The sequence below is a fragment of the Phaeobacter gallaeciensis DSM 26640 genome, assembly GCF_000511385.1.
Lineage (GTDB): Bacteria > Pseudomonadota > Alphaproteobacteria > Rhodobacterales > Rhodobacteraceae > Phaeobacter > Phaeobacter gallaeciensis.
On the sequence record NC_023137.1, the window covers coordinates 3,151,350 to 3,164,169 of the forward strand.

General features: G+C 57.6%; 11 protein-coding genes. 5 read left to right on the forward strand and 6 right to left on the reverse strand.

Annotated elements, in window-relative coordinates:
- Nucleotides 1–80 precede the first annotated feature (80 nt).
- The 5 genes from GAL_RS15185 (at nucleotide 81) to GAL_RS15205 (ending at nucleotide 5,720) form a co-directional block, all read left to right on the forward strand.
- The gene (locus GAL_RS15185) at nucleotides 81–1,610 is read left to right on the forward strand and encodes an ABC transporter ATP-binding protein (RefSeq protein WP_024098451.1); all 1,530 of its coding nucleotides are present in this window, start codon (nucleotides 81–83) and stop codon (nucleotides 1,608–1,610) included.
- Entirely contained in the window at nucleotides 1,611–2,705 is a 1,095-nt protein-coding gene (locus GAL_RS15190; RefSeq protein WP_024098452.1) for an ABC transporter permease, read from the forward strand.
- Nucleotides 2,705–3,670 carry an ABC transporter permease gene (locus GAL_RS15195; protein ID WP_024098453.1) on the forward strand — a complete coding sequence of 322 codons (966 nt, stop codon included), beginning with the start codon at nucleotides 2,705–2,707 and terminating at the stop codon, nucleotides 3,668–3,670. The genes GAL_RS15190 and GAL_RS15195 overlap by 1 nt, the downstream gene beginning before the upstream one ends.
- Nucleotides 3,671–3,904: 234 nt before the next feature.
- Complete coding sequence (locus GAL_RS15200; RefSeq protein ID WP_024098454.1) at nucleotides 3,905–4,828, forward strand: sulfite exporter TauE/SafE family protein; 924 nt, start codon at nucleotides 3,905–3,907, stop codon at nucleotides 4,826–4,828.
- Between the two features lies 1 nt (nucleotide 4,829).
- On the forward strand, nucleotides 4,830–5,720 hold the full coding sequence (locus GAL_RS15205; protein WP_040104117.1) for a TIGR02186 family protein: 891 nt from the start codon (nucleotides 4,830–4,832) through the stop codon (nucleotides 5,718–5,720).
- Between the two features lie 36 nt (nucleotides 5,721–5,756).
- On the opposite strand, the gene GAL_RS15210 is transcribed toward GAL_RS15205, so the two are convergent.
- From GAL_RS15210 to GAL_RS15240, 6 genes are all read right to left on the reverse strand, one after another.
- Complete coding sequence (locus GAL_RS15210) at nucleotides 5,757–6,515, reverse strand: SDR family oxidoreductase (RefSeq protein ID WP_024098456.1); 759 nt, start codon at nucleotides 6,513–6,515, stop codon at nucleotides 5,757–5,759.
- The gene (locus GAL_RS15215; RefSeq protein ID WP_024098457.1) at nucleotides 6,512–8,050 is read right to left on the reverse strand and encodes an AAA family ATPase; all 1,539 of its coding nucleotides are present in this window, start codon (nucleotides 8,048–8,050) and stop codon (nucleotides 6,512–6,514) included. The genes GAL_RS15210 and GAL_RS15215 overlap by 4 nt, the downstream gene beginning before the upstream one ends.
- A gap of 108 nt (nucleotides 8,051–8,158) precedes the next feature.
- A complete protein-coding gene (locus tag GAL_RS15220) occupies nucleotides 8,159–8,800 on the reverse strand; it encodes an acyl-homoserine-lactone synthase (protein WP_024098458.1) in 642 nt (213 codons plus the stop codon).
- Nucleotides 8,801–8,894: 94 nt separating this feature from the next.
- Nucleotides 8,895–9,614, reverse strand: a complete 720-nt coding sequence (locus tag GAL_RS15225; RefSeq protein WP_024098459.1) for a helix-turn-helix transcriptional regulator — start codon at nucleotides 9,612–9,614, stop codon at nucleotides 8,895–8,897.
- A gap of 320 nt (nucleotides 9,615–9,934) precedes the next feature.
- Nucleotides 9,935–11,215: a crotonyl-CoA carboxylase/reductase gene (ccrA, locus tag GAL_RS15230; RefSeq protein ID WP_024098460.1), complete on the reverse strand. Its 1,281-nt coding sequence runs from the start codon at nucleotides 11,213–11,215 to the stop codon at nucleotides 9,935–9,937.
- A gap of 161 nt (nucleotides 11,216–11,376) precedes the next feature.
- Nucleotides 11,377–12,780: a 1-acyl-sn-glycerol-3-phosphate acyltransferase gene (locus GAL_RS15240; protein ID WP_024098461.1), complete on the reverse strand. Its 1,404-nt coding sequence runs from the start codon at nucleotides 12,778–12,780 to the stop codon at nucleotides 11,377–11,379.
- Nucleotides 12,781–12,820 lie beyond the last annotated feature (40 nt).

A 12,820-nucleotide genomic window follows, 5' to 3' on the forward strand; every position in this document is an offset into this window, starting at 1 on the left:
GCTAAAATGCACATGTTAACCGCCCGTCGCTGTGACGCGGATCTGTGCCAACTGATCGAGGATGAATAAGGGGAGCCCGAATGACGGCACCAGCAATTGAACTAAAAGGCATCTCCAAAGCCTTTGGCCCGGTTCAGGCCAATAAGGATATCTCAATCCGTGTTTCCCCCGGCACGATCCACGGGATCATCGGCGAAAACGGGGCGGGCAAATCAACGCTGATGAGCATCCTCTACGGGTTCTATAAGGCCGACAAAGGCGAAGTTTGGATTCACGGGAAACGGACAGAGATCCCGGACAGCCAGGCGGCGATCTCAGCGGGGATCGGCATGGTGTTCCAACACTTCAAGCTCGTTGAGAACTTCACCGTGCTGGAGAATATCATTCTGGGCGCCGAGGACGGCGGACTGCTAAAGCCCTCGCTCAGCAAAGCCCGCAAGTCTCTGAAAGAGCTGGCAGCCGAGTACGAGCTGAACGTTGATCCCGATGCGCGTATCGACGAAATCGGTGTGGGCATGCAACAGCGCGTCGAGATTCTGAAGGCGCTCTATCGGCAGGCCGACATTTTGATTCTGGATGAACCGACCGGCGTGCTGACCCCGGCAGAAGCGGATCAGCTGTTCCGCATTCTGGACCGGCTGCGCGCTGAGGGGAAAACAATCATCCTGATCACCCACAAGCTGCGGGAGATCATGGAGTACACCGACACGGTTTCGGTGATGCGCCGTGGCGAGATGACCGCCACCGTCAAGACAGCCGAGACCAGTCCCGAACATCTGGCCGAGCTAATGGTTGGTCGCAAGGTGCTGTTGCGCGTCGATAAAGTCCCCGCAACTCCTGGGAAGCCGATCCTCGAGATTGAGAACCTCAGTGTTGTTGATGAGGCCGGTGTTGCGCGTGTTAAGAACATTGATCTGACCGTCCGAGCCGGAGAAATCCTGGGGATCGCAGGCGTTGCGGGCAATGGCCAGTCCGAGCTGATGGAAGTCTTGGGTGGCATGCGCGAAGGTCAGGGAAGCATTCGCCTCAACGGCGTTGCCCTACCTTTGTCCGGTTCTGGATCTGACGCCCGCGCACGTCGCGCAGCCCATGTGGCCCATGTTCCCGAAGACCGCCAGCGCGAAGGTTTGATCATGGATTTCCACGCCTGGGAAAACGTGGCCTTTGGCTACCACCACGCGCCCGAATACCAACGCGGCCTGCTGATGAACAACGCAGCCCTGCGCGCTGATACAGAAGCCAAGATGGCCAAGTTTGACGTTCGTCCGCCGGATCCATGGCTCGCCGCCAAGAACTTCTCCGGAGGCAACCAGCAAAAGATCGTTGTGGCCCGCGAAATCGAACGCAACCCGGAGCTGTTGCTGATCGGCCAGCCCACCCGTGGCGTCGATATCGGTGCTATCGAGTTCATTCACAAGCAGATCGTCGAACTGCGCGATCAGGGGAAAGCTATCCTCTTGGTCTCGGTCGAGTTGGAAGAGATCCTGTCGCTCGCCGACCGTGTTGCTGTGATGTTTGACGGAATGATTATGGGTGAACGCCCTGCTGATCAGACCGATGAGAAAGAGCTGGGCCTGTTGATGGCCGGCGTCGCGGGGGAGGCCGCGTAAATGGATAAGATGCCTAAATGGGCCGATGTTGTGCTGATCCCGCTGATCAGCCTGCTGCTGGCCGCTATTCTGTCTGCCTTGGTGATCCTTGGCATTGGTGAAGACCCGATTGCAGCCGTGAACCTGATGGTATCCGGGGCTCTGGGGTCAACCTATGGCTGGGGCTATACGCTCTATTACGCGACCAACTTCCTGTTCACAGGTTTGGCCGTATCCGTGGCCTTCCACGCACGCCTCTTCAACATCGGCGGCGAGGGTCAGGCGATGCTGGGTGGCCTGGGGGTTGCCCTGGTCTGCCTGTACATCCCTTGGCCGCATTGGTCGCTGGCCTTGATTTTCGCCAGCCTCGGGGCTGCGCTGTTCGGGGCGGCCTGGGCAGCCATTCCTGCTTATCTTCAGGCGAAACGTGGCAGTCACATCGTGATCACTACGATCATGTTCAACTTTATCGCTGCTGCGGTACTGAACTATGTGTTGGTGAATCTTCTGCGTCCCGAAGGATCAATGGATCCGGCCACAGCCCGCTTTCCTGAGGCCGTTCACCTGCCGTCACTGCATGAAATTCTGGCGCCTATTGGCATCGAGTTTTCCAAGGCCGCGCCGGCAAATGTCAGCTTTCTTGTAGCGGTTGCGGCTTGTATCGCAGTCTGGCTGCTGATCTGGCGCACCAAGCTTGGCTATGAAATTCGCGCCTATGGCAACTCCGAATACGGCGCGCTTTATGCCGGGATTTCGCCGGTGAAAATCACCATGATTGCCATGCTGATCTCAGGCGGTCTGGCCGGCATGATGGCCACCAACAACGTTATGGGTGAAGCAGAGCGTCTGGTTCTGAACTCCACGGAAGGCGCGGGCTTTATCGGCATTGCCGTGGCTCTTATGGGGCGCAGCCATCCCTTTGGTGTGTTCCTTGCCGCGATCCTGTTCGGCTTCCTCTATCAGGGCGGCGCTGAACTGGCGCTCTGGACCAGCATCCCACGCGAATTGATCGTAGTCATTCAAGCCCTGGTGATCCTGTTCACGGGTGCATTGGACAATATGGTGAGAGGCCCGCTGGAGCGGATCTTCCTCGCTCTGCGCCGGGGGAAAGCGTGATGGATTTTCTGACTCTGATCCAAGTGCTCGACAGCACCGTTCGTCTGGCAACACCGCTTCTGCTGGCCTGTCTTGCAGGTTTGTTCTCCGAGCGTGCAGGTATCTTTGACATTGGCCTTGAAGGCAAAATGCTGATGGCTGCCTTCTTCTCCGCTGCGGTTGCCGCGACCACGGGGAATGTCTGGTTGGGCCTTCTGGCTGGCATCGCCTCTTCATTGGTCCTCAGCGGGCTGCATGGGCTCGCGTCCATCACCTTCCGCGGCAACCAGCTAATCTCTGGTGTGGCAATCAACTTCCTCGCTGCCGGCATGACCGTGCTGATTGCGCAGGACTGGTTCCAGCAGGGCGGTCGTACCCCGTCGTTGTTCTCCGGCGGTCGTTTCGAGCCAATCAATCTGCCGTTTGCGGATGCGTTGGCAGATGTTCCGATACTAGGGCCGATCTATAGCGAACTGCTGTCAGGTCACTCTGTGCTGGTCTACTTGGCCTTCTTGGCGGTTCCCGCCACAGCATGGATCCTGTTTGGCACCCGCTTCGGCCTGCGGCTCCGCGCCGTTGGTGAGAATCCGGCCGCCGTTGATACCGCCGGTGTGTCCGTGGTCGGGCTGCGTTACGCCGCCGTGATGATCTGCGGCCTCCTTTGTGGGATCGCGGGTGCGTATCTTGCGACCGCACTTCAGGCCGGGTTTGTGAAGGACATGACCGCAGGCCGGGGCTTCATTGCCTTGGCAGCGCTGATTTTTGCGAAGTGGCGTCCCTGGCATGCGCTAGGCGCCTGCCTTCTGTTCGGCCTCCTACAAGCGGTTGCTCTCCGGTTCCAGAACATTGAAATCGGGACCTTTGTGATCCCGGTTCAGATGATGGACGCGTTGCCCTACATTCTGACAGTCGTGATTTTGGCTGGGTTTGTTGGCAAGGCTGTTCCGCCGAAGGCCGGCGGTGAGCCCTACGTCAAAGAACGCTAATATCCAGTTCCATTCCGCATAGTCCCTTGGGACTGTGCGGAAACATCGTCAAGCGCCCGGCCATGGCCGGGCGTTTTGCGTTTCATTCTACTTGCACACATCAAACAGCAATCAACAGGACCGGGTCCCCCTGCCGAAAATCATAGGTCCAGTTTTCCCCACAACATCAGTCCTGTTTTCTGCACAGCGGCATCGACAGTTGATTTTACCAAGGTGCTGCGGTCTAACACTGATATGCAGATTTATCTTCCCATCGCCGAGGTCTCGGTCAACGCATTCCTGCTTCTCGGGCTCGGCGGTATGGTCGGCATCCTGTCCGGCATGTTCGGGGTTGGCGGCGGCTTTCTGATGACACCGCTCTTGTTTTTCATCGGTATCCCCCCGGCGGTTGCCGTAGCTACCGAAGCCAATCAGATCGTCGCCTCATCTTTCTCCGGCGTTCTTGCCCATTTCAGGCGGCGAACCGTCGACATCAAGATGGGTCTGGTCCTGCAAGTCGGGGGTCTGTTTGGAGCAGCACTTGGGGTTGTAGTCTTTAACTACCTCAAGGCGCTTGGTCAGGTCGATCTACTGGTTAAACTCTGCTATGTCGTCTTCCTTGGCGTGGTTGGCGGGCTGATGTTTATCGAAAGCCTGAACGCGATTCGAAAATCCAAGGCCTCCGCAGGCGCGGCGCCAGCGCCTCGCAGACAGCGTGGCTGGGTTCACGCTCTGCCGTTCAAGATGCGGTTTCGCACGTCAGGTCTCTACATCTCTGTCATTCCACCACTGCTCGTCGGCGTCGCTGTCGGCATTCTTGCAGCGATCATGGGGGTTGGCGGCGGTTTCATCATGGTACCTGCGATGATCTATATTCTGGGCATGCCGACCAAGGTGGTTGTCGGTACATCGCTGTTCCAGATTATTCTGGTCACCGCCTTTACCACCATGTTGCACGCCACCACAAACTACACAGTGGATATCGTCCTTGCGGTTCTGTTGCTGGTCGGCGGCGTCATCGGCGCGCAGATTGGCACCCGTATTGGGGTTTATCTGAAAGCAGAGCAGTTGCGTATCCTGCTCGCCCTCATGGTGATCGTAGTCTGTGTCAAGCTCGGTCTGGACCTCTTGCTCATGCCGTCAGAGCTCTATTCGCTCGGCAGCGACGGGGGCCATTGAGATGCTCCGTTGCGCTATCCATCGTAATCACCACGTCGAGGTACGCTCAGGCTGGCGCCGCGCAAGTCGACGGCTTTGTGCAGCAGTCTTCTTAGCGATGCCGTTCACGCCATTGGCCTCAGCCCCAACGGCAGCACAAACCGTGACCAGCCTAGCCAACAGTGAGCCTGCAGCCGGACCGCGCGAAGAGGTCGTCCTGGGTCTCAGCCAGGATCGTGTGGCCATCACTGCCAACTTTGACGGCTCGGAGATCCTGATCTTTGGCGCCGTGAAGCGCGAGGCACCGATCCCGCAGGATGACCCGCTTGAGGTGATTGTCGCGGTGTCCGGCCCGGCGTCTCCAGTGATGGTTCGGCGCAAAGAGAAAAAACTGGGCATTTGGGTCAATACTGACAGCGTTCTGGTGGATTCGGCCCCCAGCTTTTATGCGGTCGCCACCAGTGCGCCTCTCTCGCAGGTGCTGAGCGATACCGAAGATCTGCGGTATCGGGTGTCCGTGGGTCGTGCGATCCGCTCGGTTGGGGCGGGAATGCACATCCGCGGTGCCCAGCAATTCGCCGAAGCCGTGATCCGCATCCGCTCCGACAATGATCTCTACTCGCTACGGGAAAATACCGTCGCGGTGGATCAGCAGACCTTGTTTCGCACGGCGATTGACATGCCTGCCGACCTTACCGAAGGGGCTTATAGCACGCGCATTCTGCTTACCCGAGGGGGATCAGTGGTGGCGCAGTACGAAACCAGCATCGACGTGCGCAAAGTGGGGCTGGAACGGTTTCTCTACGCGATGTCGCGGGAGCAACCGTTTCTCTACGGTCTGATGTCTCTGGCGATTGCGATTGCTGCAGGCTGGGCAGCCTCCGCCGCCTTCCGCCTTCTGCGCAGAAGCTGAGAACGGCTCCCACGGTAAAAAGGCGCCGCGTCCCGTCTAACCGCGTCCAATATAGGGCATGGTCGTCGCCATGACCGTCATGAATTGCACATTCGCCTCAAGTGGCAAATCTGCCATATGCAGCACCGACTGCGCGGCATCTGAAACAGCAAACGTCTCCATTGGTGCGGCGGTCGGATCAGCGGCGATCTGGCGCGCGCTCAACTCTTCCACCATGGGGGTACGCGCATTGCCGATATCGATTTGCCCGCAGGCGATCTGAAAGGGACGCCCGTCCAACGAGAGGCTGCGGGTCAGCCCGGTAATCGCGGATTTTGTCGCGGCATAGGGCGCTGATCCGGGGCGCGGCACATGGGCGGCAATGGAGCCGTTGTTGATAATCCGGCCCCCCTGTGGCGATTGCCGGCGCATCTGCCGAAAAGCCGCGCGGGCTGCCAGAAACATACCGTTCAAATTGACATCAACCGCCGCAAACCAATCTTCCAGCTCAATCTCGTCAATGGTGCCCGAAGGGGTGAATATACCGGCATTGTTGAACAGCACATCCAACCGCCCTACCCGCCTTGCAAAGCAATCAAAGGCGTGGTCCACAGCCTCTGGATCCGTCACATCGGCAGAGAGAACATGAGCTGTGTCACGCCCCCGTGCGACCTCTTCCAACTGTTCGGCACGACGCGCCAGCAGGCCAACCTGCCAGCCTTTCTTCAGAAACAACTCAGCCACGGCGCGACCAATACCTGAGCTCGCGCCGGTGATCAGGATGGTACGTTTGGGGGTATGATCCTCTTCGCTCATACCGGGTTCTCCTCCTGCATTTCCAAGGTCAGCGTACTGGCCGTTGCTGCGCGCAAGTCATCCACCTGCAGGAGGCCTGTTGGCTTTGCCAGACGGTTACGCACCACCCATATAAGCCGCTCTTGCGCCCGTGTAATCGCAACATAAGCCAACCGCTTCCACAGGGGCTGGCCAGCTTCCACTCGACCCATCCGCGCAGCTGCGTAGATGTCAGGCGCAAAAACCTGTGCCGTTGGCCACTGTGATCCTTGAGCCTTGTGAATGGTGACCGCTGCCCCATGCAGAAACGCCGCGCCCATCCGCGCAGCAAACGGAATGAAGGGCTCTTCTTCTTCGGGTTTTTCGATCTTCACGATTGACGCGGCGGACACCTGCGGATCCTCTGCCCCCATCACATGAAGACGCGAAAATCCCGGTTTCCGGCCCGGCCCAAGATAGATCACCTGCGCCCCCTTGATCAGACCACGAGCCTCCAGATCCAACCGTTTCTTGCGGTGTTTCATCGGCAGTTCAATGCCATCACAGATCAGCGGTTCGCCCGCCAGCAGGCTGTCTTCCGGGGCACCATGCACATTTCTGAAGGCGTTGATCAGCCGGATGCGGGTGTTGTTGCGCCAGACCAGAACCGGGGAACGTGCCATCAAATCCACCTCCACCCGCTGCCCCCAGACCACGCGCTCATCCTTGCGGGAAAGATCTTCGACCATACGCTCGAAATCCTCAAAACCGACCTCCGGATCAGCCAGCGCATGGGCGAGATCGAGAATAGGGTTGCCCGCCTCCTGACGGTGAATACGGTTGAGGACTAGCTTTCGCTCTTCCGGCAGTGTTTCAAAGACCATCGCACCAGATTGGTTCACAGGTGCAAGCTGCGCCGGGTCTCCGAACAGTAAAAGGGTCGGAAAAATCTCCTTCAGATCCTGAAACTGGCGATCATCCAGCATGGAAGCCTCATCGATAAAACCGATGTCCAGCGGTTCCTCTCGGCGCTTCCAGCCGGTAATGAAATCGGACCCCCGCAGACCCGCAGCCGCCAAGGCACCTGGGATGGATTTATTGCGCTCATAGAAGGCTTTGGCACGGGCCAGCGCCTCCTCGGTTAACCCTTCAATCTCGGGTTCGTCGCCGCTACCGGCCAGCCACTCGGCAATTCGTTCGTATTCAGGATCATAGACGGGCGTATAGAGAATTCGGTGAATGGTGGTTGCCGGCACGCCACGCAGGCGTAGAACACTGGCCGCTTTGTTTGTCGGCGCCAGGATCGCAAGCGTGCGGCGGTCCTCGTTTTTCTTCCGGCTTTCATAGTCGCCCGATACGACTTCAACCCCGGCTTTCTCCAGTGCCTTGTAAAGCTCCGCCAGCAACAGCGTCTTACCGGACCCGGCCTTGCCGATCACAGCCATCGCACCACCGTCACCGCGCGGTGGGTGTAGCAGATCGTCTTCCAGATCGACTCCTGCATCATGAAGAAGACTGCTGACGCGATCAAAGGCAACTGCCTGATCATCGGAGAATTTTATGGGTGCTGCGCTCATGTCGCGACCCTACAGGCGCCGGGCCGACTGCACCAGAGCAGACGGCCCGGCGTGGCCCGGTTTTGGCAGAGCTCAGGTCTGCCTCTCACGTCCTCTTCAGCGCAGCCGTCAGCCGGTCAGGGCGACGGGTCCAGGCTCCCCTGCCCCGCCAAACGAACGATCAAACCACAAAGTCGACAGCTCCGGCTGTATACTCGCCTTCTGTGCAACGCGGTGATAGGCCTCCGACGAGTAATCCCAGAGGCCGAGGCAGATCCGGTCCCGCCCCTCGCCCATGGTGCCAATCACCTCCGGGCTAAAACCAAGCGAGCGGTAGATCCGGACCATCCGGCGATCAAACACCCCTGCAAAATGGGCAATGTTGAAATTCCGCATGATCTCCAGCCCGGCCAATGTCAGCGCCCCGGCGACGTTACCAGTGACATCGCGTGAGAGGCAGAACCGCGTGCATTCCCAGATCAGCGGGCTGCTGATCGCATGGCCCCCGGTTAGCTCAGGAAAGACATCGTTGACCATGATCGGACCCGTGGATGGTAGGAACCGCATGGAGCCGCCGTGACGGCCATCGGCTTGCTCCCAAATCACATATAGCGGATCAAGCGCGTCATACTCGTCGCGCTCTTCTCCTTGGGCGTCGACTGCGACATCCCATCCGAGCCGTGTTTTGAATTGATCGGCGCGGTCAACGAACATCGAATGAGCCAATTCACGGTGCTGGTGCAGGTCGTGTGCATATACATAGCGAAGCATAACTTAGTCCCCTTTAGATAGAAAAGTAGGACCAGATTACGACCAGAAGAGATTCTCAACTATAAGGTTAATGAATGCCTGTAGCTTCAACGTGTTAAATGATGATGAGACCGAGACTCAGCGCACGAGCGATGGCGTGGGTGGTGTTGATGGCCCCCAATTTGAATCGCGCGCTCTCGATATAGACACGTAGAGTATGCTCCGAGATCGTCAGTGTCTTCGCCACCTGAGCACGGCTATAGCCCATCGCTAGCAGGGTCAGCGCGTCAATCTCACGGGGGGACAGCGGTTGGACATGTTCGGGACTGCGATCTGGCTCAAACTCCAGCGCCTTGCGATTGAAGTAGTGCCCAATCAAGATCAGATCACGGCTGTGTTTGTCGGTGAACCGGGTCCAAGTGTCATCGTCGCAGTTATGACTGACCGTAAACAATGCAAATTGCCCATTTGGGCCTCGGATCGGGATTGAATACCCTTGATTCCCGACATCATGAGCCAAGGCATCCTGCAGAAACTCACGTGCGGGTTTGGAGGACCAGTCAAGCCGTCGCCAATCGACCGGATGGAATCGCTGATAGCACCCGATAATCACAGGGTCGACGCGCACATAGGCTTTTTCCTGGTAACGCTCCACCCAACCCTGCGAATAGGTGCCAAAGTGATAATGATCACCGGCACTATCAACCCAGTGATACATGGCATGATCAACTTCAAAAGTATCGCAAACCCGCTGGATGATCTCCTGCAGGCCATCGACTGAGGTTGTCGCATCCAATACCTCGAGGATCAGATCAAGATTAACTTTGGTCGCCATAAATTGCCTGGATCTCACTTAGTCTTGGCACAGGTCTCCTGCACCGTTGCGGCTGTCTGCATAAATTGCAAGCCACGTTCCTAGTCTTTGTGCCGCGATCATTGCGGCAGCGTCAACGGAATGCCTGCATGTTGATCGAGTTTTTATTTCATAGGGGATTATCTAGCGCGCGGCTACAAAATGTCTGCATCATCAGCACCAAGCCGCTTGCCTATCCAACGTCACGATCCGCAAGACGACAACATGCAAAACACATGAAAAACCCCGCCAGTCCTTTCTGAGACCGGCGGGGCGAAACTGATAGAAATCAACTGGAGGGTCTACCCTGCCAGGACATCTTCCAAAGTCCGCAGTCCGGTACGCGGCGCCTGAACAAGAACGGACATATTGCCGGGCTTATGTTCGTTACGCAGCATCTTCATATGGGCCTCCGGCAAGTCTGACCAAGAGAAGACCTCAGACATGCAGGGGTCTAGGCGACGCTCGACCATCAGTTTATTTGCTGCGGCCGCTTGTTTCAGATGCGCGAAATGGGAGCCCTGCAGACGCTTCTGGTGCATCCACATATAGCGCACATCAAAGGTCAGGTTATAGCCGGTGGTACCGGCGCAGATCACAACCATACCGCCTTTTTTGCAAACAAAGGTCGAGACTGGAAATGTGCTTTCGCCCGGATGTTCAAACACCATGTCAACATTATTGCCTTTGCCGGTGATGTCCCAGATTGCCTTGCCAAACTTGCGCGCTTCCTTGAACCAATTGGCATACTCAGGGGTGTTCACTGTCGGCAGCTGGCCCCAGCAGTTGAAGTCTTTGCGATTGATGACACCTTTGGCCCCCAACCCCATGACAAAGTCGCGTTTACTCTCGTCCGAGATCACGCCGATGGCGTTGGCGCCAGCGGTGTTGATCAGCTGGATCGCATAAGAGCCGAGGCCACCCGATGCACCCCAGACCAGTACGTTCTGGCCCGGCTTCAGATCATGTGGTTCATGACCGAACAGCATCCGGTAAGCAGTGGCCAGTGTCAGCGTATAACAGGCGCTTTCTTCCCATGTCAGATGTTTGGGCCGAGGCATCAGCTGCTGTGACTGAACATTGGTGAACTGAGCAAAAGATCCATCAGGCGTCTCATAGCCCCAGATCCGCTGGCTGGGGGAGTACATTGGATCGCCGCCGTTGCATTCCTCATCATCGCCGTCGTCCTGATTGCAGTGGATCACCACCTCATCACCGACTTTCCAACGCTTCACCTTGTCCCCAACGGCCCAAACAATGCCAGAGGCATCGGAACCTGCGATGTGAAATGGAGCGCCATGCCCGTCGAACGGGCTAATAGGGGTCCCGAGTGCAGCCCACACACCGTTGTAGTTCACCCCAGCCGCCATCACGAGAACGAGCACATCGTGGCTGTCGAGCTTGGGCACATCGACAACTTCCTGCACCATGGCAGTGTCGGGGTTGCCGTGACGCTCCTTGCGGATCGTCCAAGCATACATTTTTTGCGGCACATACCCCATCGGCGGAAGTTCACCAATCTCATAGAGCTCTTTTTCAGGGGCCTCGTAGGAGAAGGCGCCGTTCTGCGTATCCAAAGCCATGCTGGCCTCCTTTTTTCCGCTGTTCGCCGCAATGCAGAATCGCGACTGCTATCTAGGGAATATGATTCACCAAGCAATAATGCAACATCATTTATTCAATTTGGGTAACTTTATGACCCAGCGAGTGCAGAATGACATTTTGCGACTGCAGAAAAATTACACTAGTCAGACACTTCTACTGGCGGATCAGGAATGAGATGGCGGATGGAATTTGCATAGTAGACAAGCAGATCCTGGCGCTCTGCGACCACCTGATAGCGGTTTTGGTGCTCTTCCAAGATCCCCCGGGCTGTTAGCTGACGCAGCCCGACCTCCGCTGTGTAACCATGACTGTCACGCGGCATGTGAATATAGGCGAAGGGCATCTGGGCGAGTAGCCCCTCCATCGCCTGTTCGATATCTGACCGGCTCAACGGGTCGGAGCCAGACGACAAGCGCACCAACGTTGCGGCCACCAGAGCCACCGGCAGAACCGGAACACATTCGCCAATCCGCCCCATCAACTCCTCCGCCAAGACGGTCGGCGTATCTTCCTCCCCGTCACGCAACATAAACGCCCGCAGGCTAAGTGGACGCCCGAAGCTGACCGCCGCATATCCAAATCGTTGGTAACGTCCTGTGAGCCAGAGCATCAGTTGACGCAGCATTCGGATGGCAACCACATGGATGCGCGGACGAAATCGCCGTTCTCCGGATTGGGCCGCCGACGTCAGAATCTTGTCCTCAAGGACACGGTCGTAATTCAGAGCGACCGGCACAAACACCACATCCCGCCCCCCTTCGCCCTGGGCCAACTGCCCATCTACAATATATTTGAGCAGCCCCACCTTCGGCTCGGCCAGGGCGCCGTCCAGGCTCAGCCCACCCTCGGGAAACATCGCCTGTGTCACACCGCCTTGCGTCGCCAAGCGTACATAGGTCGCAAGAACACGGCGATAGAGGTCATTCCGTGATTTCCGACGAATGAAATATGCACCCATCGCCCGGATCAACCGTGATAAGGGCCAAACCCGCGCCCACTCCCCCACCGCATAGGAGAGCGCGGACCGATCTGCAGCGAGGTAGGTGATCAGCACATAGTCCATATTTGATCGGTGGTTCATCACAAACACCACTGTCGCCTCCGGATCAATGGCCTTAAGCGCGGCCTCGTCGACGTAACCGAGGCGCACCCGGTAGACTGCGTTGGACAGAAACCGAGCCACACGGATCGCAACACTGAAATAGGCAACCGCAGAGAAGGAGGGCACAATCTCGCGCGCGTAGCGGCGGGCCTCTTCAAAGGCAACGTTCTCCGGAATACTCATATTACGCGCATGATCCGCGATCGCTTGTGCCACCTGTGGGTCGTAAATCAGCCGCTGAATCATGTCGTAGCGCCGCGCCAGTTTGAACGGCTGAATAGGACGCTCAAGCCGCCGATTGAGTCGCGCCACCGCACGCTCAAGCCGACGACGAAAGAACCACCGCACCGAAGGGAACAGAAAATGCGACGCAAAGGTGATCGCAGCAAACAGCAGGATCAGCACAAAGAGCCAAAGCGGGAGTTCCACGGTCTGCGTCATCCCGCTAAGCCTTGCCCAAACCTGCCCCGTTTACAAGCCT

Coding starts and splice junctions, on each gene's coding strand:
- GAL_RS15185 (WP_024098451.1), top strand. CDS start 81: ATGACGGCACCAGCAATTGAACTAAAAGGCATCTCCAAAGCCTTTGGC.
- GAL_RS15190 (WP_024098452.1), top strand. CDS start 1,611: ATGGATAAGATGCCTAAATGGGCCGATGTTGTGCTGATCCCGCTGATC.
- GAL_RS15195 (WP_024098453.1), top strand. CDS start 2,705: ATGGATTTTCTGACTCTGATCCAAGTGCTCGACAGCACCGTTCGTCTG.
- GAL_RS15200 (WP_024098454.1), top strand. CDS start 3,905: ATGCAGATTTATCTTCCCATCGCCGAGGTCTCGGTCAACGCATTCCTG.
- GAL_RS15205 (WP_040104117.1), top strand. CDS start 4,830: ATGCTCCGTTGCGCTATCCATCGTAATCACCACGTCGAGGTACGCTCA.
- GAL_RS15210 (WP_024098456.1), bottom strand. CDS start 6,515: ATGAGCGAAGAGGATCATACCCCCAAACGTACCATCCTGATCACCGGC.
- GAL_RS15215 (WP_024098457.1), bottom strand. CDS start 8,050: ATGAGCGCAGCACCCATAAAATTCTCCGATGATCAGGCAGTTGCCTTT.
- GAL_RS15220 (WP_024098458.1), bottom strand. CDS start 8,800: ATGCTTCGCTATGTATATGCACACGACCTGCACCAGCACCGTGAATTG.
- GAL_RS15225 (WP_024098459.1), bottom strand. CDS start 9,614: ATGGCGACCAAAGTTAATCTTGATCTGATCCTCGAGGTATTGGATGCG.
- ccrA (WP_024098460.1), bottom strand. CDS start 11,215: ATGGCTTTGGATACGCAGAACGGCGCCTTCTCCTACGAGGCCCCTGAA.
- GAL_RS15240 (WP_024098461.1), bottom strand. CDS start 12,780: ATGACGCAGACCGTGGAACTCCCGCTTTGGCTCTTTGTGCTGATCCTG.